Here is a 24,988-nt window from a genome sequence, read left to right as displayed (position 1 = left end):
GGAGCGTTAATTGTTTTTTGGTTTTAACAGGATGATTACAGGATTACTTTTTCTGTTTTGCGTTTTAAAATATTCAGTTAATAAGGGATCATATTTTCGGTTTTTACCCTCATTTAGCTCTTTGTAACCCAACATTGCCAAAGAAGAGTAACTGGTATAAAAATATCCCTTTTCAAACGTTAGAAAGCCCCTGTTTTCATATTCGTAACCATTACTGGCATCCGTAACTGGCAAAAACTGACTTAGCGTATCAGGCTCGATATCAGCAACAGAGGTCAGCATTCCAGACTTCAGGTTGTATATGAGTGATTCCTTGTCAGCCTTATTCCACTCAAAGTTCTTCATGTTTAAGTAGAGGTTATCCCCGGTCTGATAAACATTGTCCATCCTGTAGAAAGCCTTCTTATTATTGGTAAAGAAATCAGAACGTTTTCCCCTGTATTTCGGATTGGATCCATAATCAGCAGGCAGAGAATTTATTGCTGGAAAAATCAGGCGATATGCTAAGGAAAGCTTTTCCGGTGTTAGTTTATAAATATTGTATTCATAATTTCTGGTGTAAAAAAGCTCATCCGGTACACCATTATTATAAAATCTGCTACTGCCCCAATTCTCATCGTTTTTCGCACTATCCGGATGAAAAGGGAAATAGGCGGCAACTTTCTTTTTGTCTTTTACTAAACCTATATCGTAAAAGGTACTGTCTTTTGAGTCTTTTTCCTTCTTATCAACGTAGTACTCTTTAATAATTATGTCATTACTAAACTTCTTTTCGTTGCCGTAGGAAATACCTGGCTCGTTCCACTTTCCTTTTTTGTAGAGCTGACCCTTCAAATCAAAATAAAAAATGTTTCTGTTAGAAGATATCTGAATGTAATCTTGGTTGTTCTCTGTTTTTAATACATAACCATGAAACTCCGGAGTTACTTTGTCTTTCGGGTCCTTTGCAATTTTGCTTGAATTAACCTTCGCAATGTATTTTCCAGCTTTGTCAAATATCAAAACTGCCTTGGTATCATAGTCATAGATTACATAATTATCCTTAGTAACACTAAACTGACTGATGGAACCAAAAAGACTTTCTTTGGTAGTTTCCAGGGGGATGAACTTCACTTCTTCAAAAACCTGTGATGCTGCAGCACCTCTTGCAGTGGAGGGGTCAAGCCGTAAAGTCTTCATGCCGGCACTGTCTACCTTATTACGTTGGGCTAAAACTTGTGTGCAACAGATTACACAGAGAATGAGTGTGTTGAGAGCGTTTTTAAACATACTTGGTTTCAATTGTTCTTAAATATATAGATTAATCAAATAGCCTTAAAACTTTTAACACTTTTTAGGTTAGTTAAGTGGAAGCAAAATATGAGGTTGATGAAGAAGTAATAATTTTTGCGATATTCAAGCTTATGGAGGAAGAGTATAAATCTATAGACACTGAGCCTAAAGAACTCTCTAACGCGGCACTTTTATGGATTCTGGGCGTTATGGTGATAACCATAGCCCTTATGTTTGCTAGCATCTTGGGTAAAGGCTACTTATTTTATGGGGGAGTGGCTTTCGGCTTTATGACAGCAGTTATTACCCATATGACGGTCTACATTCTTTCAACGACCTCAAGAACAACTTACATATTATTTTTACATGGGATAACCTGGTTGATTGCAATTTCGGTAGCTATATTTCTGCGGTCAAGTCGCGAAGATCGGGAGTTAGCTCGCTTTGGTGTAGTTTACGCTGCGCCTGTTATAGATTTGTATACCGTAAGAGGTAAAAAACACAATCGAGAATCGCGGTTTAAGGCGAGGATCCGGTACGTGGTGCGAGGGAAAGTATACGTGAAAAGTGTTGTAAACAGCGATAGGATTCTCCAGATCTCAGACACGGTCCGGATCGTTTACTCATCAGAAGATCCTGTTTTGTTCGGTGTAACTGCGTTTATCAAACGCAAAATTCCAAGTAGCGCAGATACTGCGAAATTTAAGGGAATGGGCGGAGACAGTGTCTCTGTAACCGACCCACTTGCTAGAAATGGTGATCGGTTTCCTCAGTTTAGGGGTGGGCCTTCAGCATTCTATGAGTATGTTCGCAGCAACTTGATATATCCGGCGACGGGAATTGTGAACCGTCGAGCAGGGGAGGTCCATTTGTCATTCATTGTTGATAAAGATGGTACGGTGAAAGATGTTCGAGTAACCAAATCAATTGATCATTTGTATGATGAGGCAGCCGTTAAGGTGCTCAAAGAATCCCCTAAATGGCTACCTGGAATTAGAAACGGAAAACCTATTAAAGTAAAATACAACATCCCGATTAGATTTTCTTTATAAGTGCTTTGATATCACATACCAGACAATCTAAATTTTCTATCTTTTAGCAACCTGTTGGTTTTTCCGTAATAGTATTTTGGCAATCTCCCCTTCTTTCCAATAATCTAAAATATTCTTTTTCTGCTTTTCGGTAAGTTGTACTTTTTCATTGAGCTGTCTGCCGTATGCATTTGCAGCTAAGATATCGTAATATTGGCCATCTTTAAATCCTACTACATCCGATAAGCTAGCTTTCACAATAACTAACCAGGAAGGAATGTCAAGCTGGGCAATTTCAGGAAGCGCTAACGTGCCATTTTTCAGCATTCCTTTTTGAAAATCGATGAAGTTTGAACAAATCAAATATTGCGGGTTATTGAGGTTAAATTCCTTCAGAAAACCAAAATAAGATCTGTCGATCTTTTGAATTTTAGGCATTCTGGTGCTATCCTTAACGAAGTACTGGAAATTAAATTTCATGGATCTTTCGTAATCAAAGGCCCCAACAGTATACCTCCATAAGGTAAATTCCTTAGCCAAGATCCCTTTGAGTTCTGTAGATAGTAGCGAATCCTTATTTAAGATTTCCGATTTCTCGGATACCCTCGTTTTGATATACCTCAGGTAAGCTTCAGGATTCTTATCATATAAGGGTATTTGTGGTTCAGGTACATTATCGTAAATGCCATGCATTTGATTGATAATAGGCAAGCTTTGCATCATATCATCTTCATTCATTTCAGGCTTAGTCTTAACGTCTTCAATATTAAGGTTCGTGTTGTAAGTGATATCGATATTAGTAACTTCTCCGCTTTTGACTCTGACAAGCAGAGAATTATATGGCTTCAAACTGGTGTATAGGGCAATAAGCGCAATATTTGTTTCAACATCAACGTCAATAGAGAATCTACCAGATTGATTGATGACCGCTTTATATTTTGAAATCTCTCCCGATATTGCATGTGTAACGAACATTTCAACAAAACTATTAGCTTTATGACTGTCATTCGGACTACTCACTTTGCCAGTGATTTTAGCGATACCTGCTTCTATTTTAGGAGTACCTATAACGGTAACAACCGGCTTGGTGCATGATAGCAGTAGAAAGAAGTTGAACAAGCAAATGAGATGGACTTTAAATCTTTTCATAGCGTTTCGTTTTTAGATTGGTTAGTAAACTGTTACCAAACACACAACAGAACAACAAGATAGCAGTATAATGGTAATACTTAGCGCTTTTACCGTGCTCTTTTACAGCTTCGTTGTCCATTTAAAGATCATCATGCATAAGAGGCAACCTTCCCTTGATACAAGACCTTTGGAACTACTTTAAAATAGAGAATTAAAGCCTTAATAACCACGCTTTTCTTCAATCAAGAGTATTATATTAGTGCAACTAAATATAAATATGAAAGCTAAATTGATTTCTTTGACAATAGCTCTGATCTTTCTTTTATGCCTGAATTTGTCGGCTCAAAAAACAAACATTGTCGGTAGCTGGCGTCTGATATCGCAAAAGATCATCAATTCTGAAGGTGGCATTACTACTGCCGACAGTGCTGCCCTCAATTCAATGAAAGTTTATACACATACCATGTTCGTTAATATTGGGGAAAGCAAGATACCTCAGTATGACAATCAAAAATTAGTGACTTCTTGTGCCGGCGGTCATTATACTATAAATGGCGACGTTTATGAAGAGTTTACAGAATTTGCTTCGTGGAAGGACTACAAGGACCTGAAAGTACAGTTTAAGCTGACTATAGAGAATGGAAAGATGCATACCGTAGGAACATTGTCTGGCGCTGATGGTATTAAAACAACTTACGATGAATGGTTTAGTAAAGTGGATGTTCCTGTACAAAGTAAAGAACTCATTGGAACTTGGAGGGTGGTATTACAAAAAGTGAATCAGCCTGATGGAAGCGTTTTCACCGCAGATAGCACCTCTACAAGCATGCGTAAAATTTTTACGCCCGGTATGGTGATAGTTATTCGGGACCAGGTTATTCCGAAAGCTGATAACCAGAGGCTGGTAGTCTCTTGTGCAGGTGGGTTATACACCTTAAAAGATGGTGCTTACAGCGAGCTAATCAGTTTCGCCTCTTATAAGGATTTTAATACCACGAAGGTGAAGTTCAGCCTGAAACTCGAAAAGGGTAAGCTGCATACTTTTGGTACTATAACAGATGCAAATGAGCAGGTAGCAGTTTACGATGAATGGTTTATAAAACAAGAATAGGCTAATCTGCGCAGAATCTTTGCGTTCTGCATATCTGTCTATTTGCTTTGCAAAAGCAATGGCAGGTAGGATAATCGATAAGAATACGATTAAACTGACGTTAAAAAGATTCCTTTAAGAGTCTTTCAATGATGGTAGTAAAATAATTGTCTTTCGATTCCAGTGCTATTGGTTTCCCCTTCTCACTTAATGGGTAGTTGCCCTGTACATATCTCAAGATACCTTTCTTATCAATGAACAGATTCTTAGGGATTGAACTTAGTTTAAGCGTTTTCTTATAAGCTTCGCCGCGGTCAAGCACCTGGTAGTTGAAGTCTTTATCTGCGAGAAAAGCTTTTAAATCATCCATAACGGCGTCGTTTTCGGTTATGGACAGGAAGTTCACCTGATCCTTATATTTTTCCTTCAACCGGCTCATTTCAGGCATCTCTGCAATGCATGGTCCGCAATACGTTGCCCAGAAATTTATAAGGGTAGGCTTGCCGGGTAGGGTGGAAGAGGATACTGTAGTTCCGTTCATGTCCGTGAGCTGGAAGGGCGGGAGCAGCTGATTGAGCAACAAAAACGTGGAGTCTTGCTCATAGGTAAAGACGCTGGCAACCGGTTGATCGGAAGGAGTTTTCTTTGCAACAACGAAGCGAATATAGTTAACAACAGTATCTTTTCTAAATACTTTATGATAGATAATAGGAGTTACCTCTGTCCCTGCTGGAATAGACTTCTTCATTGACTCTATAAATTGGCTCACTTATTTCTTTGGATGTAAGTCCCTGATATTGAAAGTGTAAAGTTCATGTTGGGAATAGCCTTTAACCGCCAATAGCAGAAAAAGCGAGAGGAACGTGATTGTTCTCATGAGATGCCGTTATATTTGAATAACTAAAATAGCTATTTATTCTGATAACTGCAATCGATTCATATAGATTACAGGTGCGTCCAATATGAATAGAACTCCATAGACAACTTCACTAAGTTCAAATTGGTCTTCACTTGTAGAAATTAGGAGTAAGCTGTAAAATACTTTATCTCGAATTTAATTATAGAAAATGAGCGTTGATGTTTTACAATCTTATTTTAGTCAATTCTAATCTGGTTGAGAATGCATCTACTTGTTCAGGTAGAACGGTCATCTTTCCACTAAAACTGATATCTCTTTTTTCGTACCGACTAAGTTCAACTGCTGCCGGCATATTACAAACCTCCAGAAGTAAATAGCCCGGTATATTTATGATATATTTAAATTCGTTCATTTCGGATGGGGCCGATATAGTCGGTGTAAATTAGCATTCCCTGTTTTTGATTAAGTATCTCGTACTTTTCACCGGCCGCTGGTACAGCTATTTAAGTACTACTCCATTAATCCTGAGCTTTGTCCAATTACCTGGGAAGCCTTGACCTTTAATGTAGGTAATTACAAATGGATGCCCTTTGAGATTGGGGTGATAAATAGGATCAAATGAAAAACTCATTTTATTATCAGATTTTTCAGTTACAGTAACTTCTTGATCAGTATCATCACCGTTGCCAGTGGTAAAAAACTTTTCACCTAATTTGGCTTTGAAGTCTGCACGGATGATGCGTGGGGTTGGGTATTCGGGATCACTAGCGATAAGTTTTCCATTATCATCAATCCGCATGTATGAAATGTCGACGGCATCTCCTCCTATTAGAGAATAGAACTTGTAAAAAAGATGGCTACCAATTAAAACGCTGTCCTGGATCTCGGTATAATTCTCTTTGTTTGCGTACCAGAGATTACCTACTTGCATAGGAAGAAAAGAATCATAAATTCGACGCTGAATTACACTGTCTTCCTTTTTACAACTATTAATAAGTGTAAAAAGAAGTATTGCTATGCTAAGTTTAAAAGTGCTGCTGCTCATGTTTGAAGGTTTAATTCTGTTAAACGGAGACAAGTTATATAGTGCTACAATTGATCAAGGAATTTGTTAAGGTAGAATTTTCACTCGTCAATCCAGCAGCGACTTACGCATCATGATGTCAGTCTGGTCATCATCACCCATTTTAAAGATATGTTTATCAAACGCCACGAAACCATTCTTTTCATAAAATTTGATTGCCCTGGGATTCTCTTCCCAGACCCCTAACCAAATTGACGTTTTACCACTCTGTTTTGCTATCTCCAGCGCTTTGTCGTAAAGCAACTGGCCGACTTTTTTCCCATGGTGACTTTCCTTGACGTAGATGCGTTCAATTTCCAGCGATAGGGAATCTTGCAACTCTGTTTGTGCTTGTCCGACTTTAACTTTCAAATATCCTACAGGCTTATTGTTATCGCATGCAATAAAGAAAAGTGATTCATCATTGGCCAGCTCTTGTTTTACTTTGTCATCACTAAAGGTCTTTGAAAGATATTTTTGCATATCGTCTTCAGAATTACTGGAAGCAAAAGTTTCGTAGAACGTTTCCCTGCCGATTGACTGTACTGATTTGTAATCTTTAATAGAGGCAGCAATGATTTTGTAATTATCCATGGTGTAAACTCATTCCTTTGTCGTCAAATCTCTGCATATTAGTGATATTAATTTGTTTCTTCTCAAATATCAAACATGACCCTTTTTAAACGTTTCTCAGTCATTACCTTGTTAAGCCTTTTAATATCACAATCCTGCTCTAAGAAAAATCCTATTGCACCTGAATTACCTCCAGTTTATCATCAGGATGGAGATGTTGCTAAAGTGATGTTCAACAGGCCTGACGGTGTAAATATTGTATTTCTGGGAGATGGCTTCACAAAAGAAGACTTAAAGGAGAATGGAAAGTATGACTCACTGGTAAGAAAGCTTACTAATTTCTTTTTTACTGCTGAACCATTTAAACAATATAAAAATTACTTTAATGTATATCAGGTTTACGCTGAATCTAAAGTCAGGGGAGCTGCTAATACCTACACACCTGACAGAACGAAGTTTGATGCCTATTTTGGAACTGTAAATGGTCGGGACCTGCGCAATGGCAATTTTGATGCGAGTCTCCAGTATGCTGTGAAGGCTGTATCTTTTTATGAAATATCGCTCTTAGTAATGCTGGTAAACGATGATCGATATGGAGGTACCGGGGGATCTATAGCAACAGTCTCCTCTGATCAATGGGCACAGTATACTTTTCTTCATGAGGCTGGACACACATTTGCGGGTCTTGCCGATGAATATGTTGAGGATTCCATTGCTAATAATTATCCAGTAAGTATGCTGCCTTATCTTCCTAATGTAGATAATACGTCAGATTTAGCTAAAATCAAGTGGGCTCACTTACTTGAACACCAAGCTTATCGGCCAGTAGTTGGCGCATATGAAGGTGCTTACTATCGCAAACAAGGTATTTATCGTCCTGAGGTGACCAGTATAATGAAAGATATCAATGTTGCCAGGTTTAATGCACCTAGCAGAGAAGCCATTGTAAGAACTATTCATTCAAGAATGGGTCTCCCTTTCGACCTAAATGCGTTTATAAAGGACGATGCGCGAAATGTGCAATCAATTTCAGCGGCACCCAGTTTACAGATCCCGCCCTTACAGCACGACTTCATTGATTTAAAGCAAAGAGTTACTGATTTACATAACCTGCGGCACCGGGATGCTTCGCGGAAGTAGCTTCCTCTATTACTTCATACTTTTTCATATATTGAAGACATGATAATTAGGACTACTTTAGTCATTATAGTCTTAATGAGACAAGTGACTATACATCCATCCAACAAAGTCAAAATAGTTAAGTAACTTTTCTTGTGAGATCGTCGTATCGATGCCATTCAGGCCTTCTTGCACTTTCTGTGCGAGACGCCGGTTTGAAGCCTTGCTGTTTCTTTTAGTTTCGACAAGCATCACCTCAAACAGAAACTTTTCGAATGGAATAACTTTGCTCTTTCCATGGAAGACACGCTTGTAAGCCCGGAGTTCATATGCGACAAACTCATTGTCACCTACCTCTGCATGTAGCACTAACTGAAACAACCAACAGGCTCTGAATATCAAAAGTTCCATTTGAGATCGGCCCACGTTGATTGCTTTCAAGATGTTTTCTTTAGCAGATTTTAGATTCCCGAGCTTAAAAAATGCGATAGAAACCTCAAGATGGTAAGCAATATATTTTTCTGGACTTATGGTTATCTCATTCAAGCGTCCTGTTTTCTTATTGATATCATGGACTTTTAACGCCTCTGCATATTTATGTTCTCCAATAATAGTGCTCATCTGAAATATGGCCATCGTTTGATCTGCCATATTTAGAAAATGCTCAGGATAAGGCTTGGATAGCAATCCTGCTATTTTACTAATGAAATATTGCATTTCATCAAAATATCTGATCTGGAGCAAACTATTGAGAATTCCTTCCAGCGTGTCCAAATAATCGTAAGGTGGATAATCAAGAATGGATTCATTAAGTTCCATCAAGCTATTGAGTTTCTTGAATAATTCTAATGCTGCGCCATATTCGCTTTTATGAATAAAGAAATATGCCTGAAAGAGGAGGTGGAGCTTCCTGGATTCGAAGCGATGGTTCGAGCCGCGAGTAATAATTCCGAGTTCACTTAGAACAAGATCGTCCAAGTTATCCTCTTCATTTAGCATGACACCTTTGCTCAATAGTTTATGGCTCAATATTTCATACAAGGAATGGTGTTCATGGGTCTGCCTGAGCACTTGCAACGTTTGCCTTCCTCGCATCTGCAAATCGATTAATTCCTGCTGTGTCATGTTAGCAAAACCTACCCTCGCCAACTGCGATAGTTCAATACGAGAACATAGATAGGAGAGCAAATGATCTTCTGAATTCTCGGCCTGCCGCTGCGTTCTCCTAACTTCCTTTAGTGCCCTGTCGGGCATGGAACGCTCAATAAACAGTTTTGCTTTCATTACACTAAAAAGTTGCGCAAACCGGGGGTCCTGCTGGATTCTACCCATTGTAAGCATCTCTGTTAACACTTTAAAAAGGTACGCTGCAGTGTTGTCGAACGAAGAAGTTGGGAACTTTAAGTGGAAACATTCTTCTGCCGGGGAGTTTCCTGATATAGCAGCCAGGTACATTTCAAAGAGCTGGCCATATTTCCCATCTCCATTTTGATTCTTATAATATATCCTAAAGCTTTTCTTTTCAGCAGCTGACAAAGAAAATATAAGTTTCTCCAGTTCAGCTCTCAGCATGATTCATAGCAAATGTAAAAAGTATTTGTATTAATATATTGATAAACAGAAGCATAGTGCTTTATTGATTGAAAATTGACTAATCGTCAATTCATAAATATAATATTATTTGGTAATGAAATGGTAGTAGTCCGTCCTATATTAGCTTGACCAAATTTTAAACTATGTCGGTAGATATTATTGTTACTGGAAGTATGAACATGGATATGGTGGTAAAAACCCATCACATTCCACAGCCCGGAGAGACTGTTCTCGGAGGAACATTCTTTATGAACCCAGGGGGCAAGGGAGCAAATCAAGCAGTCGCTGTAGCGCGTCTCGGCGGAGAGGTAGCATTCATTGGAAAGATTGGAGACGATATTTTTGGACGACAATCCAGTCAGCTTTTTGAGGAAGAGGGTGTAGATATTAGGGGACTGGTAGCGGATACAGATCAGCCGTCGGGAATCGCGATGATCACTGTTGATGAAACAGGTGAGAATAGCATTGTGGTGGCGCCAGGTGCAAATGCAAGACTTTACTCCAGTGATGTAGAAAATTCTTTCAAGCTATATGGAGAGGCGAAGATCTTGTTAGTTCAACTGGAGATCCCATTTGAGGCAGTTCACTTTGCTGCTAAGTTAGCAAAGGAAAATGGCATGAAGGTTATACTGAATCCTGCACCCGCTAACAACTCCATTTCCAGCCTATTTGATTTGGTAGACATTATCACACCTAATTTGACAGAAGCGGAAATGCTAACTGGCGTTAAAATCACTGATCCTGAAACTGCTCAGCTAGCTGCAAGGGCATTACAGTCTTTAGGAATTGCAACGGTGATTATTACACTTGGAAGTGAGGGCGCATTGCTTTTGGATGGAGATACATTTCATCATATTCCGGCTCCAAAGGTTACCACCGTTGATACCACTGCTGCAGGCGATGTCTTTAATGGAGCTTTGGCTGTAGCACTTTCAGAAAATAAATCCCTGATTGAGGCTACCACATTTGCCTGTCAGGCGGCCTCCATTGCCGTTACCAGGCTTGGCGCTCAGGATGCTATCCCTTATAGGAACGAGATTCTAATGACTCTTATTTAAACGGAGTATCACTTAAATTTTAATCTAATTTTTATTGTAGAAAATTATACTACTGCAGTTATTTGCTGCTTTGTTACAATGCTTTGTTGGGGTTCATGGGCTAATACACAAAAACTAACCCAGCAAAAATGGCGTTTTGAACTCTTCTATTGGGATTATGTAATAGGCATATTTCTTTTTTCTCTTCTAGGGGCCTTTACCCTAGGCAGCATGGGAGATAATGGACGTTCATTCCTAACTGACCTCGGCCAGGCAGATCTCAGAAATATCTTGAGTGCTTTGATCGGCGGACTAGTCTTCAACCTGGCAAACATATTACTTACAGCCGCCATTGCGGGTGCTGGAATGGCAGTTGCCTTTCCAATTGGTATCGGCCTTGCCCTGATCATAGGAGTTGTGCTAAATTATGCACTCGCGCAAAAAGGCGATCCCATGTTCATTGCACTGGGAGTCATTGCGGTCACTGTAGCAATCCTGCTAAATGCCCTTGCCTACCGGAGTCACTCCGTCAAAAATACCCCGCAAAAATCTGTTGGCAAGTGGATTGCAATTTCAATCGTCGCAGGGATTCTGATGTCCACTTTCTATCCTTTCATTGCGGCAGGCATGGATCTTGACAATTTCAGTAATCCGGCTCAAGGCAAAATGACCCCATATACGGCTTTCTTTATATTTGCAACAGGAATTCTTATTAGCAATATTATTTTTAATACCGTTCTAATGCGTAGACCTTTAGAAGGCTCCCCTCTTGATTACGCAGCCTATTTTAGCGGTAGAGCGAAATACCATGCCGTAGGCCTACTAGGCGGATGCATCTGGGGACTGGGGAATCTTTTTAATTTGATTGCCGCTGGAAAAGCCGGTCCTGCCGTATCTTATGGACTTGGTCAGGGAGCAACTTTGGTCGCTGCCTTCTGGGGTGTAGTCATTTGGAAAGAGTTCAAAGGAAGCAGTCGGAAGGTCGATCTCTACATTCTACTTATGTTTATCCTCTTCATTATAGGCATCGCCCTAATTATTGTTGGAGGAAAAAACTAACTATTAAATACATACGCCCAAATATGAAAAGACTTAAAATTTCCATTTTTACTACGCTCGCGCTAGCACTGCTCTCTTTGAGCACTTACTCACAGGTCTTACCTTTGTCTACATTAAAAGACAAGATAAAGGGGGGCTGGGCTGGACAGACTATTGGCGTAAGCTTTGGTAGTTACACTGAATTCAAATACAATGGAACCTTTATACAGGATGAGCAGACCATACCGTGGGAAAATGGTTACGTGAAAAAACTGATGATTGAGTGGCCCGATTTGTTTGATGACATTTACATGGACCTCACTTTTGTAGATGTTCTGGAAAAACGAGGCTTAGACGCCCATGTCGATTCTTTTGCAAATGCGTTTGCCCGGGCACCCTATAGCCTTTGGCATGCCAACCAAGCGGCACGTTACAATATTCTCAACGGGATAAAAGCCCCGGCAAGCGGACATTGGTTGAACAATCCTCACTCAGATGACATTGATTACCAGATTGAAGCAGATTTTGCAGGATTGATGAATCCGGGTATGCCTAACTCTGCCAGTAAGATGAGCGACAAAGTGGGTCATATCATGAATTATGGCGACGGGTGGTACGGAGGGGTGTACATTGGTGCGATTTATAGTTTAGCTTTTGGTTCAAATCATATTAACTATCTGGTAAATGAGGCGTTAAAGAGCATTCCTCAAAAAAGTACATTTTATCAGTGTATTTCTGACGTCATCCGATGGCATAAGAAATATCCTACGGATTGGAAACAGACGTGGTTTGAGGTTCAGAAAAAATGGAGTTCTGAAAATAGTTGTCCGGAGGGTATCTTTGCGCCCCTTAACATCGATGCAAAAGTTAATTCAGCTTATGTGGTGATGGGTTTATTATATGGAAAAGGCGACTTTGCCAAATCAATGGAGATAGCAACTCGTTGTGGCCAGGATTCAGACTGTAATCCATCGTCGGTGGCAGGGATTCTAGGTACCATAGTAGGATACAATAATATTCCCGAATACTGGAAGAATGGTCTTAAGGGAGCTGAAGATATGAAGTTTAAGTATACGACTCTGTCATTGAACGATGTTTATGAACTCAGCTATCAGCACGCAATAAAGTCGGTGCTTAAAAACGGAGGAAGAGTAAACGCGCAAGATGTGGTTATTACTACGCAAAAGATTCAACCGGTGGAACTGGAGCAGGGTTTTGAAGGCGTATTTGCTAAAGATAAAGTGGTCCTGAACAAAACAATGGGTGTCACTTACGAATTTGACTTCGAAGGAACAGGTTTTTCTTTACGAGGTGCGGCGAATAAAAATCAGACAATGCTTCCTGAATTTACTTATAATGCTAACGTTTACATTGACGGAAAACTAATAGAAACTGCTCACTTATCGACCTCTTTTCGATATAGGCGTCATGAACTTACCTGGAAATATGGATTGAAAGAGGGAAAGCATAGCGTGAAGATAGAGCTAACAAACCCTGACAACAATTATCACATTCGTTTGGCAGATTGCTTGATTTACAGCTCAAAAAAGCCGAATGGAGTAATAGCTCACATGTAGTAGGCGAACAATGATGATAAATTAGATCGAAGAATGAAGTCACGGAAATTACAAGTGACTATAAATTCGAATATAAAACTCTTCCCTGTGGATGTTATTAAGTTAGCGCTAACCTTAAAGAATATGTTTGATGCCGCTAATAATTTTCTATCATAAAGCTATGTTCAGAAAATGCAGGAAGATTTGCTTCGCCTTCATAGAAGTGCTGCACTTCGTCCTTGCTATCCATTAAACCCAAACTATACAGTACCGGCACAAAATGATCTGGCGTTGGCGCTGCCAGTTTACCCAATACATGGCTGGTGCGGTAATTAATAACGCTGCTAAAGTTCCGTTGGTCAATTTCATTTTTGATCCAATGTTCATAGTCAACTTCCCATCCAAAAGGACTCATATCACCTGTACGGAACCTTTCTCTTACCATCTGTAGATTATGAACTAATGAGCCGCTGCCAATAATCAAAACACCTTTATCCCGTAATGACTTTAGTTGCCTGCCTAATTGAAAGTGATAATCAGGAGCGGCATGGTAATCAATGCTCAACTGAAAAACCGGTATATTGGCCTCCGGGAACAAGTGCATTAGCATTGGCCATGCACCATGGTCCAGTCCCCACTCAGGCGTTTCAGTTACTGAAGGAATGATGTTTTTAATTTCTTTCGCAATATCGGGCGCTCCTTCTGCATGATATTTCACCTTGTAATACTCCTCCGGAAAACCGTAATAATCATAAATCTGCGTTTGTTGTGGAGATATGTTTACAAATGTGCCTTGCGTACACCAATGGGCCGACACGATTAGTGCTGCTTTGATCTCATATTTGTGCTGCAAATTCTTTCCTAATTCAAACAGGCTATTCCAGAAGGGCTTGTCTTCTTTCGACACAGGTATATCCATTGGGCTACCGTGCGAAGTAAATAACACAGGCATCCGTACACTTTGATCCAAAAGTGTGTCTGTAAATTTTTTAAAGTTGTTCAACGTTCCCATAATATTGGACTCAGATAACCATAGTAAATTAATGTAGAAGTTTTAAAAAGGTTTAGTCGATTTTTATACTATTAATCGCTTTCTCCATAGCAAGTTCTTTTACGCCGGGGACTTTTAATCCTTCGGCACGGAAGACCGTTAAATCTGTCATTCCTAAAAAGCCGAGGAAAGCCGTCAGGTAAGGAGCAACAAAGTCATTAGCTTTCCCGGGTCCTTCTGAATAAACACCACCCGAAGACATGGCAATATATATCTTTTTACCAATAACAAGTCCGACAGGTCTACCATCTTCACCGTAACCAAAAGTTATTCTTGGCCTTGTAACATGGTCAATCCAGGCCTTAAGCGAAGTATGGATAGTAAAATTAATTAATGGTGCACCTATAACGATGAAATCCGCTGCCAATAGCTGCTTTACCAGCTCATCAGAAAGGTAATTAGATTTTTTATCCTCATCCGTTAGCAGCTCTATAGGAGTAAATAATGTACGAAGGGTATTTGGGGTAAGGTGCGGAATTGCGCTATTGACCAAGTCTAATTCTTCTACCGTACTGGCCGGATACTTTTCCTGAATTTTACGTACGATCGCATCACCAAGTTTAATACTGTAGGATGCTGCACCTTGCAGACTTGATTTTAAATGAAGGATATGTTTCATAACATTACTTAATTGAATTGTTGGAAGCAAAGCTATGGTTACCAGGTGGTGAAAAGTGAGTACTTACCTAAAGGTAAGCGGTTACGTTGAGGTAAGTGGTTATCTTTGCCCTTATGAAGATCATTAAAAATGAACTGCTTCCAAGCCGTGCAGAATGTGCAGGTTCACTAAAGAACGTCCTTGATGCGCTGTATGTCCTTAATGGAAAATGGAAGCTGGCTCTGATCCTTTCCCTGGTTCAATCATCAAAGCGTTTTAACGAAATTCAGCAGGAACTTACCGGCATATCCTCGAAAGTACTAGCTAAAGAACTGAAAGATCTAGAATTCAATGACTTTATCAAACGTAACGTTTATCCAAGCACACCTGTCAGTATTATTTACGAAGCGACCGAATACAGCCGGACATTAAAAAATGTATTAGCTGAACTAAATACCTGGGGTGAACAGCACAGGGAAAAAATTAAACAAAGCATGCGGAGACAATCTTAAGATAAGTTCTCATTCTAACAGTTTTTTGATGTAATCGGAATACCCAGCTTGATTCACTCCTATAACTGAATGTAAGCGATTAAAGTAACTATTAGAGTCATTAAGCTCATAAAGTTTCTTTATGCCTTCGAATCCTACTTTGGTTTCTATATCTCTGCACACAAGCCCTCCAAAGATATAGGTTAATGATGTTCCTTCAGGTAAATAACTATTGAAGTCCAAAGCACTCGCCGTTATGTCAATATTTGGGTGAGCAGCCAAATATATCCTCGCTTTAGTCTTCAATTGATCTAATGTCAATCCGCCGGAACCGCCTAGGAATGTCGCATAACCTTCGTCCACCACCTTAATACAGTTAGGATAGGCTTTACGGCTATAAATATGAACAAATTCATGCTCGTACATCTCAGAATTATTACCAGAATAAATTGTGTTGTTCCAATACTTGGCCAATCCACCTACGGTAGAATTATACATTTCATCAATATAGTCAAGTCCAAGAATCTTAAAAACCTGTACCGGATCTTCACACATAAAATAAGTAACATTTGTTTCAGGCTGATTAAATCGCATGGCTATGCGCTTACTTTTCCGAGCCATTAGTTTGGCCTTTTTCAAATTGAGTTTGTTTGGAAATACATACTTAATAAAGCCAACCTGCCGTGTGGTCCAATTTCGCGTTGCATACTTCTCCATATTATAGAAATAGTATTTGTCCGCTATCCTTCTTACCATGAGTCCACCTAGTCGATCGAAATACGCTTTTTCTGATCCTTTCCGTGTACCTAACCAAGCTAGTTTGATGATCCACGAAGCGGAGTCCACTTGCAGCAATGCTAGTACTCTTGCTTTAAACAAGAAGCTTCCATCCGGCTCTTTATACTCGTTGTTTAAGAAGTGTTGAAAGGCTCAGCATCTTCCTTAAGATAATCAGGATGTATATATGGATTATATAAGGAACCTGCATTCTTAGCTTTTAGAAACCCTCTTAACGATTTCACAAGATCTCCATAAACAGTGGTATCAATGGCATAATAGGATGATTTATCCAGCACCGAAGTTGTATCGGATCCTATAGCATTTTGCTGAGCTTTGAGCGTAAGCGTAAATAACAATGAGCAGATAACTAATATAAGTATTCGAGTAGTAAGAAGCGGAAAATTGATCATTAACATGATTAGTAATTTTTTCATTCCAATAAGAGCGTTAGGTAATGAGAGTCTGGTGATCGCGTAAATATGATTTCAAGTTACTATATCTATCTTCCAAGTTGCTTTATCTATCTCGTATACAAAGTTTAGCTTAGGTGCTTCTCCAAAATACGTCACCTCTTGTTCAGCAACCTTTACAGCTCCTAAGCGGCCAATAGCAATTTGAGAACGAATATTGTCTGCACCAATATGGAAGCAAACTGTACTCACGAACTGAAAAACGTAATCAAGCATCATTGTCTTCACCGCAGGATTGATTCCTTTCCCCCAACTAGATACCGTGTAAAAAGTATAGCCAATAAAAATGCTGCTTTCGTTCTGGTTATAGTCATAAAAGCGGGTACTACCGATTACTTCACCCGTTGCCTTGTCTACTATCCTAAATGCACCCTTGCTTTGCATCGCCCCATCGAAAAAAGTTTGAAACACCTCTTTTTTCCAGCGGTCCTTATTAGGGTGTTGCTCCCATATCTTTGGGTCGGAAGCTGAGGCATAAAGAGCTTCAAAATCGTCTTCTTTTAGCGGGTAAAGGACTACGCTGTCATTTTGTAATAGTGGTTGCGTGTTCAGGCCATTAGTCAAGTCAGCAATTTCTTCTTTCATCAAAATAGTAGTTTGTTATTTATTGCCTAATTAAAGTGATGTTGGCCTAAAATTAACAAATTCATTTGTTATAAGAAGCAGATAGTCGTTGCTGTCAACCTTTACTTGTGTTTTGGGTGAGGCTGCCTTGAATGCAAGGTGCTTGCACGGTGAGGCCGCCTTTTCTCTAGCAAAAGGCGGCCTCACCGTGGCCTCACCGCGGCCGCATGGTGGCCTCACCCAAAGCGGAACCCGGGCAATACCAGACTAAGACTTAAGTTTTTTTGTAGCAGGTTCTAGTTATGACATCCCTTACAATCGAGCGTTTTCAGGTGGATTCGTAATGGAAGGAAAATGATATCTTAGAAATATGAACTCCGCTCTAAAATTAATTAGCTTTCTCCTTATTATTTCGTCGTTCTTTTTAAAAGCACAGACTGCTAAAGAGCTATTTGAAGATAGACTAAGCCCAGCTTTACTTTTGAAAGATGTGGATCAGGTTAAACCTTAATATAGGCGTGACTAAGGAGGTGATCCCATCTAATAGTGCTTATAAAGGAAAGATTTATATGCTTGTTAACGGCGGTACTTTCTCTGCTGCTGCAATTCTAGCGGCTAATTTACAGTCCGTGAACAACGATGTGACTGTTGTAGGTGAGGAGAGTGGCGGTGGGAGTGAGGGTTGCACTGGTGGAACCTTTAAGCATTTTACTCTTGACAACTCCACACTAACGCTGAGTCATGGTGAAATCCCACTTAGAACCCTCGGCAATTACCCGGTTAAAGGCCGCGGAATAATACCTGGCATCAACATCAAGTATACAATCAATGACCATTTAGCCAAACGCGATTTGGAAATGGAATGGGTAATTAATGATATCAAGAGTAAATAGCTTGATGAGTGTTTTATTCATGGACAGTTGAGATAAACGTTAGATCGGCTAATGTTTTTCGTTCAAATTGATCTGGCTGTTAATGCGTCTGATAGCAGAGTCAAGCTCTGCTGCTGTAGTCTCCAGGTGTTCAATAATTTCCCGATTTTCCTCATCAAAAACTGATTTATCGAGTAATTCTACCAGGCCTAGAATTGTTGCCACCGGCCGTCGAAGCTGATGAGAGTTGATCAGGGCAACTTCTGTCAGCTGTTTATTCTGCCTTAATATCTTTTGTTCTTTTTCCCGTCCTTCAGTCCGGTCGTGCATCGCGCCTACCATACGAACTGCTTTTTGATCCAGGTTCCTGATGATATAACCATGATCGCTGATAAAAGCGATGGTATGATCTGCTTTTAAAAAACGGTAATCTTCATGCCAATACTTTTTCTCCGGATCAGCTATGGCTTCCTTAATACTTTTTATTACCCGGTCTTTGTCCTCCGGAAAAATATAATCTTCCCAGGCACCGTTACTAGTGTCAGTTTCTTGTGTAGCGGTATAACCCAAGAGCTTTTCGAATGATATATCACGGGTTAACCTTTGCGTTTCCAGGTTCCAGTCCCATATTACATCTTTGGTGGCTTCAATCACTAAACGGTAACGCTCGTTTGTAAGGCTTAACTGCTCGGAGATAATCCGTTTATCCTGCTCCTCATTTATTTTACTGGTTACATTTTTCGCATTAATCACAATTCCCGCAATAGCAGGATCATTCAATCTGTTTGTAGCAATCGTCTCGATCCAGGCCCAATCGCCAGACACCATTTGGAAACGAAAAGGGGCAATATAAACAGGCTTTTCCGTTTCTAATACAGCCTGAAATTCAGCTCCTACCCATTCAAGATCGTCCGGATGAATAAATTGAAAAGTAACTTTACCTAAATAATACTCCGGGTCTGAGTTAAGAATTGTTTTAACAGAAGGGCTAACAAACTTATACACGCCTTCCGCATTTAAAATAAGAATAATATCATTGCCGCTTTCAATCAGGGAGATAAGCCTATGTTCTTTTAGCCGGAGCTGCTCTTTCTGTTTTTCGCTTTCGGTTGCATCCCGGGCGATTGCAAACATCAACTGCTCACCGGGAAGCCAGGTTAATGACCATATAACCGGCAGATAAGCTCCGTTTTTACATAATATCCTGTTTTCAAAATTGCTCTGGTTGTTACCATTTCTAATTTCTGACCTAATGTGCCTGCTTTTCTCCAGGTCATCAGGATGTACCAGGTCAGAACAAAGTTTACCTATCAGTTCCTTTTCTTCATACCCCCATAACATCAGGGATGCCTCGTTTACCTTGGTAAAACGCCCCGTCTTATCAAGCATGCAAAGGACGTCTAAAGAGCGGTTGAAAATCAGCTGATTATCACTGGTTGCTTTTGCTGATGTTTCCAGGGCAACTTTATAAAGCGTTATGTCCCTCGCAGATGCAAAACAGGTCTTGTCGGGTAGCTGGAAGGCGTTCCAGGAAAACCATTTATACGACCCATCCAAGCAGTGATAGCGATTCTCAAATTGGGAGACAGACTTGTCTCGGGCCAGGGCAGTAATTTGTTGGTTCGTTGCCTGCCAGTTATCAGGATCTACGAAATTAATAAAAGGCGTTGATAGCAGCTCTTTCTTAGTATAACCTAACGCATCTTGGAAGGCTTTATTTACCTTGATGAAATAGCCCTTTGAATCGATGAAGCAAAGTAAGTCTGGAGAAAGATCAAATAGCGCTTCTATATCGGTAACGTGTCCTGGTAGTTTCATTATACCAATAATTTGATGGGCGGTTTAAATTATAAGCAGAATGTGATGACATTAATAACAATGCCTTATAAATTTATTAAAATAAAGCAAACAATTGTTTCTGCGATGAATTTATACCTGCCAACGAACCTTTGTAACAGTTAAACTTTTATATAGTCAATCAACTTTAATGTGTAGAAATCGGTGATTTAATTCACAGATATTACCGGAAGACAATTGTTCACGAATAAATAGAAATAGCATTATAACATAGATATGAAATTATTTTACGAAGAGCTATTTCAATATAGTCACTACTTCAATCAAAAGTTAGGTGATGTATTTGTTGAAACTGCAGACAGAGTATCTGAAAAGGCAATTAAAATATATAATCACATACTTACCTTGTCACAATCCAGCTAAAAGAAAAGGTTCATTAGGGTATGCTCTAGCTAGATTCTAAGCGTTGCCTGTCGATTATATAGCGTAATATCTTCCAGGCACCGAAAGGAATTCTTTATCTACGCTCCTTTTTCAACCAGGCTTGATAGGCAGCTTTTCCACGTTCAAATTCTGCAGCCGTAGCATAAAATCTATGAGATTTATCTTGTTTCTCTACGTCTAAAACGTAATAAATATAGTTTGTGGTGGCAGGATGAAGAGCGGCTTTAATGGAGTTTTCAGAAACCGATGAAATAGGGCCTGGCGGAAGACCAACAACCTTTCTAGTATTGTACGAAGAGTTTGACTCCAAGTCGCTTTTGTTTATTATCCCATCCCAACGATTTTCCATTTTTGCTATATAGACAGCAGTCTGATCTATTCCAAGCGGCATTCCTTTATTCAGGCGATTATAGATTACTGAGGCTACAATGGGCCGCTCCTTGTTCAGTCGCGACTCCGTTTCAATAAGAGAAGCAATAGTGATTACCTTGTGTGGTGTAAGTTTCAATTCTAATGCCCGAGATGCATATTCCGGCTTCCAAACCTTTCTAAACTCCCCGACCATTTCATTTATGATGGCCTGAGTGGTAACAGAGCGTGGGAAATTATAAGTGTTTGGATACATATAACCTTCAAGATTGTTAGCTTCCGGAGCTATATCTTTAATAAGTGAAATATCCTCCATAAGTTTCAATACAGCATCTTCGCTTGTAAGTTGATTTTGAGGGAACTGCTTGGCTATTCTTTTAGCAATATCAAAGCGGGTAAATCCTTCGGGGATAATTAATTTCACAGTTCGTAGTCTTCCGCTACTCAGCTCGCCTAGTACCTCAAGCGGTGTAATTGGTGAATCGAACAGATAATCACCCGCCTGCATCTTACTGCCAGTACCGGTGATTTTCATATATATTTTCAGCGGGATTCTGGAAGAAAGGATTCCTTCAGAAGTAAGTTTATCCAGTATTTGGCTGGGAGATGAGCCATGTGCAATTTGTAGATATTGTTTATTTTTATGGTGCACATGGGGCGAATGCAAAGTTCTATAAATCCAATAGGAGAAAACGATGATTGCAAGAATCACTAAAACACCAAGTAATTTTAAAACTTTCATGGAATGAGTCTCTTTTACAAATCAGTGGTTACCTTATTTTTGTAAAGGCCTAAAATTATTTTGCAGCTTTTTTGAACCTCATCATCGGTACTTCACCAACATTCAAATTCAGCTTACCGTCATTGTCAATGGAATAATTGTCAACTTTTTTTATCATTTGTAAAAAAGTCTGTTCACCTCCACCATCACAAAACATCATTGTTGTTGGTCCAGGCTCTCCAAATGAAATTGTTTTACCATTAGAGGTATATTTCGCACTATATCCGTTACAACTTGATGTTCCACTAACTTCCTTTGTTGCTGTATTAAACTTAATTTGAGGTTTCTTATTTGGATACAGACCTTCAAAAGTAATTCGTGGCCCAGAAATAAACTCTAGTTCCCAGGTTGCATTAGAAAGACTATCCCCGGCTTTATTGTTCTTTGCAGTGGAACAAGCACTAATAAACAGTGCTAGAAAGGAAAAATATATTATTGCATTTTTTTTCATCGGTCGATTATTTAAAGATTATTATTTGTTTAATTTATGTTTAGAGAAGTTAAAGCACCCCATACTGGTAAAAAGCGTCACTTACTTCCCTTGCGAAGGTATAAACTTCTAATCATCTAATAGCAGATAGACTAAGATTGTCGAAAGTTATTAAACAAATATCTATTCTAGAACATTCCATCTTGGTTGTGGTGTCATAAAAACTCCTTGCTGCTGCCAAGCTAAGAAGCCTCCATGAATTGGTGATCAAAGAATTGACCAACATCAGATATAGTGAATCGCTTAATATACTAAACCCAATTCCCGCTTTGCATTTTTCAAGGTTTCTGATGGACCAAATCTGAGCCGGTGCATAAATAATAACTTTAGCGATAACGCAAGCTACCCAGAAGGTGGATGGCGTTACGTGCAAACCAATCTTTAGTTGGTTAATTCTTGTGTTAAAACGTTTGTCAGCTCCGCTTTTACGTAGTCAAAAGAAAAATCTTTTGAAGCATATGCTGCCACAGCATTACTGTAGGTTTGATAACTTTTATCATCTAAGCTTAGAACCCTGTTTATTGTTGCATCTAAGGAAGCTGTAGTAAGTTCCTCCATTTCAAATATGAACTCTTTCACGGGAAACCCACAGTAGCGGCTAACGATTGGAATAAGGCCAGCAGACATTGGCTCGATCGTTCCTCCGGGAAAGCCATCAACATAGCTAGGAGCGACGCTATAAGTACATTTCTCTATTATTTCTTGCATTTCAGCTGAATCCATGCTTAAGTTTTTGTGAAGAAAAACGTTAGGGCTTTGCAAGACATCTCGATAATAGTCTTCAAATTCAACAGCCATGAAAGGTACGACAATATAGAAATTCAGGTCTGTTCTAGCTTTTGCTACTTTGAGAAAATGAGACAGACCTTTTTGAATGACACATCTGCCGCTTAGAAAAAGAAAATTTTTATTACGGTCACTTATAGTTTTTTTCTTGAAACCTGTAAATGACCCCAATATATTATTATTTAAAGAATAGAGGCGTCCGTTATAACGGGATCTGTAATCATCATATATAAAACCACTTGCTAAAATAATTGAGGCATCAGAATCAAAACTACTAAAATAGGAATTAAGGGGCAAAACACTAGCTTCAGCAGGCAGCCATAATTCACTCAACTTGTAAAACCGATTTAAACTTCTCAATGCCATTTTGTTATGAAGATCCTGATGGGCTCCTGTTATAAAAGCAATATGTGGACGCTTCTTATCGCCTTCAACAAAAGACTTTTCAAATGGAATCCCCATTCCAAAAAATACATCATACTTGTCGAAATCAATGACACTATAGCTGTCCAGGTATTCAACGACATCTACGTTATAGCCAAGCTCAGAAAAACTCTCCGCAACGATATGAGAAGTGATAAAGTTCTGGTGCATAAAGTGATTGTCGTTTCGGAATGGAAGAGTGATATAGGATACTAATACCGTCTTATCGTAGCTTGTATTATATAGATTTAAAATTGGCGCTATTGCGGGATCTACTTCATTTCTCTTAAATATTTTATTTACTCTCTTCGCAATACTCCGTTTTAAGTTCATGAATGATGGTATCCTGTTAATGGCGCAAAGTTAGATTTTTAATTAAATTTTAGAGCCAGTAGCATCACGATTCGTTCGTTATCATTTCCTCAACCGGAAATCGTAGCCATGACGGCCAATGCCATGCTAGGCGACAAGGAGATATGCCTTGACGCTGGAATGAATAACTACTGCTATTTAAGGAAGATCCATATCTAGTGTAATCAGCTTTAAGCTAAATCCCTGTTTTAACTTAACGCTTTAATAATACCGAATACAATTCCAATAAGAACAGACAGTAACACGTAAGATATAGGTATCATCACTGCCCTGAAAATAGATGCTTTTTTTGAATAGGCATAATTTTTAAAGAATTGGCTATAGAACCAGACACTGTAAACAAATCCTCCGAAAACAACCATAATGTAATAGATTATAAGTAGGTGGAAAGTGTTGGTATAGATAATAGTAATAATGCTAAATAACAGACCAATAATAAGTTCTGCGGAGGTTTTATAGGAGTTTAAAACAAGATGTTCACTGTAATTGAGTTTCGCTTTCCTAAACCATAACCAGCTAAAGAGAGAATAGATAGGGATGAGTATCACAATAACCAACTTTGGGTATTTAGTGGAGAGTGCTTCCACTTCATTCATTGTTTCTTTAACCCCTAATGGTAGTATGTCGGCTAAACGAATATGTATATAGGGTGCAAGTAGAGCAGACACTCCAAGGATAAGAATGATCAGCGTAACGAAATTAAATAAACGGGCACGCTCGCCCTGAATGAATTCCCTTACAGCATAGCCCGGCCTAGTGAAAAGTTGCTTAACGGTGTAGAGCACACCTTTGTCGACATGCCATACCCCATGTATAATATCATGTTCTACGAAGTGCTTAAATGAATAGCGATGTATACTTGCCTTTTGTCCGCAGTTTTGGCAATAGTTACCGGATACCTCATAATGACAGTTTAAACAATTATGATCCGGTTGATGAAGGTTTGCTATCACTATTTGGCTTTCTAGAGTTAATTTCAGTATTTATTTGTCCAGACCTGATGAGTATAGGGATTAGCGTTAACATGCTCCCTGGTAAGATGGCCATTAATCCATAGTTGTGCTTTTTGATTGCTACGTACATGATAATGCAAAAAGCCACAAGTAATATAATTCCTAAACCAATAGCAGCACCTTTCAACAGTTGTCTTTGTTTTACTAATGACTCGAGACTTTGTTCAGATAAATTGTTCTTCATAATCTTATTTGGAAGTACTTTCTGTTTAATGGATTGATGCAGCCCTTTCTTAACTCAAGGACAATTTACAAAAAAGTTTAATTTTAAGGTCATTCCTCTAAATTTTCATATCGTTGACAGAAGATTTCAGCTTTAAAGTTA

The 24,988-nt window shown here is 39.2% G+C and carries 27 protein-coding genes; 9 read left to right on the top strand and 18 right to left on the bottom strand.

All coding sequences use genetic code 11. The features are described from left to right. Positions 1 to 6: 6 nt before the first annotated feature. The gene (locus tag WKF66_RS16850) at positions 7 to 1,179 is read right to left on the bottom strand and encodes a DUF4934 domain-containing protein (protein WP_489675657.1); all 1,173 of its coding nucleotides are present in this window, start codon (positions 1,177 to 1,179) and stop codon (positions 7 to 9) included. A 167-nt stretch (positions 1,180 to 1,346) separates the two neighbouring features. On the opposite strand from WKF66_RS16850, the gene WKF66_RS16845 reads away from it, so the two are divergent. Then, the gene (locus WKF66_RS16845) at positions 1,347 to 2,324 is read left to right on the top strand and encodes an energy transducer TonB (protein ID WP_489675656.1); all 978 of its coding nucleotides are present in this window, start codon (positions 1,347 to 1,349) and stop codon (positions 2,322 to 2,324) included. A 36-nt stretch (positions 2,325 to 2,360) separates the two neighbouring features. Here WKF66_RS16845 and WKF66_RS16840 read toward each other — a convergent pair whose 3' ends face one another. Further along, on the bottom strand, positions 2,361 to 3,452 hold the full coding sequence (locus tag WKF66_RS16840) for a hypothetical protein (protein WP_489675655.1): 1,092 nt from the start codon (positions 3,450 to 3,452) through the stop codon (positions 2,361 to 2,363). 259 nt (positions 3,453 to 3,711) lie between these two features. Here WKF66_RS16840 and WKF66_RS16835 point away from each other — a divergent pair, with 259 nt between their 5' ends. Next, positions 3,712 to 4,545 (top strand): hypothetical protein, encoded by an 834-nt coding sequence (locus WKF66_RS16835; RefSeq protein WP_489675654.1) that lies wholly within the window; start codon positions 3,712 to 3,714, stop codon positions 4,543 to 4,545. A gap of 100 nt (positions 4,546 to 4,645) precedes the next feature. On the opposite strand, the gene WKF66_RS16830 is transcribed toward WKF66_RS16835, so the two are convergent. The 4 genes from WKF66_RS16830 to WKF66_RS16815 form a co-directional block, all read right to left on the bottom strand. Continuing rightward, the gene (locus WKF66_RS16830; protein WP_489675653.1) at positions 4,646 to 5,272 is read right to left on the bottom strand and encodes a TlpA disulfide reductase family protein; all 627 of its coding nucleotides are present in this window, start codon (positions 5,270 to 5,272) and stop codon (positions 4,646 to 4,648) included. Positions 5,273 to 5,606: 334 nt separating this feature from the next. Next, a complete protein-coding gene (locus WKF66_RS16825; RefSeq protein WP_489675652.1) occupies positions 5,607 to 5,795 on the bottom strand; it encodes a hypothetical protein in 189 nt (62 codons plus the stop codon). An 87-nt stretch (positions 5,796 to 5,882) separates the two neighbouring features. Further along, complete coding sequence (locus WKF66_RS16820) at positions 5,883 to 6,428, bottom strand: hypothetical protein (RefSeq protein WP_489675651.1); 546 nt, start codon at positions 6,426 to 6,428, stop codon at positions 5,883 to 5,885. Between the two features lie 87 nt (positions 6,429 to 6,515). After that, positions 6,516 to 7,040, bottom strand: coding sequence for a GNAT family N-acetyltransferase (locus tag WKF66_RS16815; protein ID WP_489675650.1), 525 nt, complete (start codon positions 7,038 to 7,040; stop codon positions 6,516 to 6,518). A gap of 75 nt (positions 7,041 to 7,115) precedes the next feature. Between WKF66_RS16815 and WKF66_RS16810 the strand changes: the two genes are divergently transcribed. Then, positions 7,116 to 8,159, top strand: coding sequence for a M64 family metallopeptidase (locus WKF66_RS16810; RefSeq protein WP_489675649.1), 1,044 nt, complete (start codon positions 7,116 to 7,118; stop codon positions 8,157 to 8,159). Positions 8,160 to 8,231: 72 nt separating this feature from the next. On the opposite strand, the gene WKF66_RS16805 is transcribed toward WKF66_RS16810, so the two are convergent. Beyond that, a complete protein-coding gene (locus WKF66_RS16805) occupies positions 8,232 to 9,710 on the bottom strand; it encodes a hypothetical protein (RefSeq protein WP_489675648.1) in 1,479 nt (492 codons plus the stop codon). A 164-nt stretch (positions 9,711 to 9,874) separates the two neighbouring features. Here WKF66_RS16805 and rbsK point away from each other — a divergent pair, with 164 nt between their 5' ends. The 3 genes from rbsK to WKF66_RS16790 all read left to right on the top strand — a co-directional run bounded on the left by rbsK (position 9,875) and on the right by WKF66_RS16790 (position 13,383). Continuing rightward, positions 9,875 to 10,789, top strand: a complete 915-nt coding sequence (gene rbsK, locus WKF66_RS16800) for a ribokinase (RefSeq protein WP_489675647.1) — start codon at positions 9,875 to 9,877, stop codon at positions 10,787 to 10,789. A gap of 78 nt (positions 10,790 to 10,867) precedes the next feature. Then, a complete protein-coding gene (locus tag WKF66_RS16795; RefSeq protein WP_489675646.1) occupies positions 10,868 to 11,827 on the top strand; it encodes a GRP family sugar transporter in 960 nt (319 codons plus the stop codon). 23 nt (positions 11,828 to 11,850) lie between these two features. Then, positions 11,851 to 13,383, top strand: a complete 1,533-nt coding sequence (locus WKF66_RS16790) for an ADP-ribosylglycohydrolase family protein (protein WP_489675645.1) — start codon at positions 11,851 to 11,853, stop codon at positions 13,381 to 13,383. A 136-nt stretch (positions 13,384 to 13,519) separates the two neighbouring features. On the opposite strand, the gene WKF66_RS16785 is transcribed toward WKF66_RS16790, so the two are convergent. Together WKF66_RS16785 and WKF66_RS16780 are read right to left on the bottom strand one after the other, a co-directional pair. Then, positions 13,520 to 14,374: a dioxygenase family protein gene (locus WKF66_RS16785; RefSeq protein WP_489675644.1), complete on the bottom strand. Its 855-nt coding sequence runs from the start codon at positions 14,372 to 14,374 to the stop codon at positions 13,520 to 13,522. Positions 14,375 to 14,426: 52 nt separating this feature from the next. After that, the gene (locus WKF66_RS16780) at positions 14,427 to 15,032 is read right to left on the bottom strand and encodes an FMN-dependent NADH-azoreductase (RefSeq protein ID WP_489675643.1); all 606 of its coding nucleotides are present in this window, start codon (positions 15,030 to 15,032) and stop codon (positions 14,427 to 14,429) included. Between the two features lie 113 nt (positions 15,033 to 15,145). On the opposite strand from WKF66_RS16780, the gene WKF66_RS16775 reads away from it, so the two are divergent. Next, complete coding sequence (locus WKF66_RS16775; protein ID WP_489675642.1) at positions 15,146 to 15,523, top strand: winged helix-turn-helix transcriptional regulator; 378 nt, start codon at positions 15,146 to 15,148, stop codon at positions 15,521 to 15,523. 9 nt (positions 15,524 to 15,532) lie between these two features. Here WKF66_RS16775 and WKF66_RS16770 read toward each other — a convergent pair whose 3' ends face one another. From WKF66_RS16770 to WKF66_RS16760, 3 genes are read right to left on the bottom strand one after another with little or no spacing between them, the layout of a single operon-like run. Further along, positions 15,533 to 16,381, bottom strand: a complete 849-nt coding sequence (locus WKF66_RS16770; RefSeq protein WP_489675641.1) for a hypothetical protein — start codon at positions 16,379 to 16,381, stop codon at positions 15,533 to 15,535. Between the two features lie 32 nt (positions 16,382 to 16,413). Next, the gene (locus WKF66_RS16765; protein WP_489675640.1) at positions 16,414 to 16,716 is read right to left on the bottom strand and encodes a hypothetical protein; all 303 of its coding nucleotides are present in this window, start codon (positions 16,714 to 16,716) and stop codon (positions 16,414 to 16,416) included. A gap of 51 nt (positions 16,717 to 16,767) precedes the next feature. Then, positions 16,768 to 17,337 carry a GNAT family N-acetyltransferase gene (locus WKF66_RS16760; RefSeq protein WP_489675639.1) on the bottom strand — a complete coding sequence of 190 codons (570 nt, stop codon included), beginning with the start codon at positions 17,335 to 17,337 and terminating at the stop codon, positions 16,768 to 16,770. 467 nt (positions 17,338 to 17,804) lie between these two features. Between WKF66_RS16760 and WKF66_RS16755 the strand changes: the two genes are divergently transcribed. Beyond that, the gene (locus WKF66_RS16755) at positions 17,805 to 18,209 is read left to right on the top strand and encodes a S41 family peptidase (protein WP_489675638.1); all 405 of its coding nucleotides are present in this window, start codon (positions 17,805 to 17,807) and stop codon (positions 18,207 to 18,209) included. A 48-nt stretch (positions 18,210 to 18,257) separates the two neighbouring features. On the opposite strand, the gene WKF66_RS16750 is transcribed toward WKF66_RS16755, so the two are convergent. Then, positions 18,258 to 20,006 carry a PAS domain-containing protein gene (locus tag WKF66_RS16750; protein ID WP_489675637.1) on the bottom strand — a complete coding sequence of 583 codons (1,749 nt, stop codon included), beginning with the start codon at positions 20,004 to 20,006 and terminating at the stop codon, positions 18,258 to 18,260. A gap of 255 nt (positions 20,007 to 20,261) precedes the next feature. Between WKF66_RS16750 and WKF66_RS16745 the strand changes: the two genes are divergently transcribed. Beyond that, positions 20,262 to 20,408, top strand: a complete 147-nt coding sequence (locus WKF66_RS16745; protein ID WP_489675636.1) for a hypothetical protein — start codon at positions 20,262 to 20,264, stop codon at positions 20,406 to 20,408. Positions 20,409 to 20,502: 94 nt separating this feature from the next. Here WKF66_RS16745 and mltG read toward each other — a convergent pair whose 3' ends face one another. The 5 genes from mltG to WKF66_RS16720 all read right to left on the bottom strand — a co-directional run bounded on the left by mltG (position 20,503) and on the right by WKF66_RS16720 (position 24,847). Further along, on the bottom strand, positions 20,503 to 21,540 hold the full coding sequence (gene mltG / locus WKF66_RS16740; protein WP_489675635.1) for an endolytic transglycosylase MltG: 1,038 nt from the start codon (positions 21,538 to 21,540) through the stop codon (positions 20,503 to 20,505). A gap of 55 nt (positions 21,541 to 21,595) precedes the next feature. After that, positions 21,596 to 22,030 (bottom strand): META domain-containing protein, encoded by a 435-nt coding sequence (locus WKF66_RS16735; protein ID WP_489675634.1) that lies wholly within the window; start codon positions 22,028 to 22,030, stop codon positions 21,596 to 21,598. A gap of 420 nt (positions 22,031 to 22,450) precedes the next feature. After that, positions 22,451 to 23,611 (bottom strand): glycosyltransferase, encoded by a 1,161-nt coding sequence (locus tag WKF66_RS16730; RefSeq protein WP_489675633.1) that lies wholly within the window; start codon positions 23,609 to 23,611, stop codon positions 22,451 to 22,453. Positions 23,612 to 23,838: 227 nt separating this feature from the next. Then, positions 23,839 to 24,603, bottom strand: a complete 765-nt coding sequence (locus tag WKF66_RS16725) for a DUF3667 domain-containing protein (protein WP_489675632.1) — start codon at positions 24,601 to 24,603, stop codon at positions 23,839 to 23,841. Then, on the bottom strand, positions 24,572 to 24,847 hold the full coding sequence (locus WKF66_RS16720) for a hypothetical protein (protein ID WP_489675631.1): 276 nt from the start codon (positions 24,845 to 24,847) through the stop codon (positions 24,572 to 24,574). The genes WKF66_RS16725 and WKF66_RS16720 overlap by 32 nt, the downstream gene beginning before the upstream one ends. Positions 24,848 to 24,988 lie beyond the last annotated feature (141 nt).

The organism is Pedobacter sp. (genome assembly GCF_037719805.1).
Taxonomy (GTDB): Bacteria; Bacteroidota; Bacteroidia; order Sphingobacteriales; family Sphingobacteriaceae; genus Pedobacter.
The sequence above is the reverse complement of the archived record's forward strand: the minus strand, read 5'-3'. Positions and strand labels throughout refer to the sequence as shown.

Excerpts from the sequence above, each read along its gene's own strand:
- WKF66_RS16830 (WP_489675653.1), bottom strand. The coding sequence starts at position 5,272 with ATGAAGAAGTCTATTCCAGCAGGGACAGAGGTAACTCCTATTATCTAT.
- WKF66_RS16730 (WP_489675633.1), bottom strand. The coding sequence starts at position 23,611 with ATGAACTTAAAACGGAGTATTGCGAAGAGAGTAAATAAAATATTTAAG.
- WKF66_RS16775 (WP_489675642.1), top strand. The coding sequence starts at position 15,146 with ATGAAGATCATTAAAAATGAACTGCTTCCAAGCCGTGCAGAATGTGCA.
- WKF66_RS16785 (WP_489675644.1), bottom strand. The coding sequence starts at position 14,374 with ATGGGAACGTTGAACAACTTTAAAAAATTTACAGACACACTTTTGGAT.
- rbsK (WP_489675647.1), top strand. The coding sequence starts at position 9,875 with ATGTCGGTAGATATTATTGTTACTGGAAGTATGAACATGGATATGGTG.
- WKF66_RS16780 (WP_489675643.1), bottom strand. The coding sequence starts at position 15,032 with ATGAAACATATCCTTCATTTAAAATCAAGTCTGCAAGGTGCAGCATCC.
- WKF66_RS16815 (WP_489675650.1), bottom strand. The coding sequence starts at position 7,040 with ATGGATAATTACAAAATCATTGCTGCCTCTATTAAAGATTACAAATCA.
- WKF66_RS16790 (WP_489675645.1), top strand. The coding sequence starts at position 11,851 with ATGAAAAGACTTAAAATTTCCATTTTTACTACGCTCGCGCTAGCACTG.
- mltG (WP_489675635.1), bottom strand. The coding sequence starts at position 21,540 with ATGAAAGTTTTAAAATTACTTGGTGTTTTAGTGATTCTTGCAATCATC.
- WKF66_RS16795 (WP_489675646.1), top strand. The coding sequence starts at position 10,868 with ATGCTTTGTTGGGGTTCATGGGCTAATACACAAAAACTAACCCAGCAA.
- WKF66_RS16825 (WP_489675652.1), bottom strand. The coding sequence starts at position 5,795 with ATGAACGAATTTAAATATATCATAAATATACCGGGCTATTTACTTCTG.
- WKF66_RS16840 (WP_489675655.1), bottom strand. The coding sequence starts at position 3,452 with ATGAAAAGATTTAAAGTCCATCTCATTTGCTTGTTCAACTTCTTTCTA.
- WKF66_RS16765 (WP_489675640.1), bottom strand. The coding sequence starts at position 16,716 with ATGAAAAAATTACTAATCATGTTAATGATCAATTTTCCGCTTCTTACT.
- WKF66_RS16810 (WP_489675649.1), top strand. The coding sequence starts at position 7,116 with ATGACCCTTTTTAAACGTTTCTCAGTCATTACCTTGTTAAGCCTTTTA.
- WKF66_RS16735 (WP_489675634.1), bottom strand. The coding sequence starts at position 22,030 with ATGAAAAAAAATGCAATAATATATTTTTCCTTTCTAGCACTGTTTATT.
- WKF66_RS16750 (WP_489675637.1), bottom strand. The coding sequence starts at position 20,006 with ATGAAACTACCAGGACACGTTACCGATATAGAAGCGCTATTTGATCTT.
- WKF66_RS16760 (WP_489675639.1), bottom strand. The coding sequence starts at position 17,337 with ATGAAAGAAGAAATTGCTGACTTGACTAATGGCCTGAACACGCAACCA.
- WKF66_RS16755 (WP_489675638.1), top strand. The coding sequence starts at position 17,805 with ATGTGGATCAGGTTAAACCTTAATATAGGCGTGACTAAGGAGGTGATC.
- WKF66_RS16850 (WP_489675657.1), bottom strand. The coding sequence starts at position 1,179 with ATGAAGACTTTACGGCTTGACCCCTCCACTGCAAGAGGTGCTGCAGCA.
- WKF66_RS16745 (WP_489675636.1), top strand. The coding sequence starts at position 20,262 with ATGAAATTATTTTACGAAGAGCTATTTCAATATAGTCACTACTTCAAT.
- WKF66_RS16805 (WP_489675648.1), bottom strand. The coding sequence starts at position 9,710 with ATGCTGAGAGCTGAACTGGAGAAACTTATATTTTCTTTGTCAGCTGCT.
- WKF66_RS16835 (WP_489675654.1), top strand. The coding sequence starts at position 3,712 with ATGAAAGCTAAATTGATTTCTTTGACAATAGCTCTGATCTTTCTTTTA.
- WKF66_RS16820 (WP_489675651.1), bottom strand. The coding sequence starts at position 6,428 with ATGAGCAGCAGCACTTTTAAACTTAGCATAGCAATACTTCTTTTTACA.
- WKF66_RS16720 (WP_489675631.1), bottom strand. The coding sequence starts at position 24,847 with ATGAAGAACAATTTATCTGAACAAAGTCTCGAGTCATTAGTAAAACAA.